The organism is Burkholderia sp. CpTa8-5 (assembly GCF_017815045.1).
Classification (GTDB): domain Bacteria; phylum Pseudomonadota; class Gammaproteobacteria; order Burkholderiales; family Burkholderiaceae; genus Burkholderia; species Burkholderia sola.
Genome location: NZ_JAGIQD010000090.1, coordinates 1 through 344 on the forward strand (window position 1 = coordinate 1; position 344 = coordinate 344).

General features: G+C 62.8%; 1 pseudogene. It reads left to right on the forward strand.

Going from position 1 to position 344, the window contains the following annotated elements:
* Positions 1-210, forward strand: a pseudogene (locus J8I35_RS34455) (2-aminoadipate aminotransferase); the annotation flags it as partial.
* Between the last annotated feature and the right edge of the window lie 134 nt (positions 211-344).

A 344-nucleotide genomic window follows, 5' to 3' on the forward strand; every position in this document is an offset into this window, starting at 1 on the left:
CTGTGGGTCGAGTTGCCGGCGCAGGTCGATGCGATGCGGTTGTACCAGCTTGCGCTGGAGCAGGGGATCACGATCGGCCCGGGCTACATGTTTTCGATCACGGACAACTACCGGAACTTCATCCGGTTGAACTACAGCAGCCCGTGGTCGCCGGAGATCGAGCAGGCGGTGATCACGGTCGGGAAGCTGGCCGTGGCGTGCATGCGGTGAAGGGGCGCGGGCGGTACGTTGTGTTTCGATGACAAAGCCGGCCTCGTGCCGGCTTTGTTTTGGTGCGCCCGGCAGGGCGCACTCACTTGGAGGTGAAAGTCCTCTACACGCCCGGCAAGGGGAAGTGTTAGCCA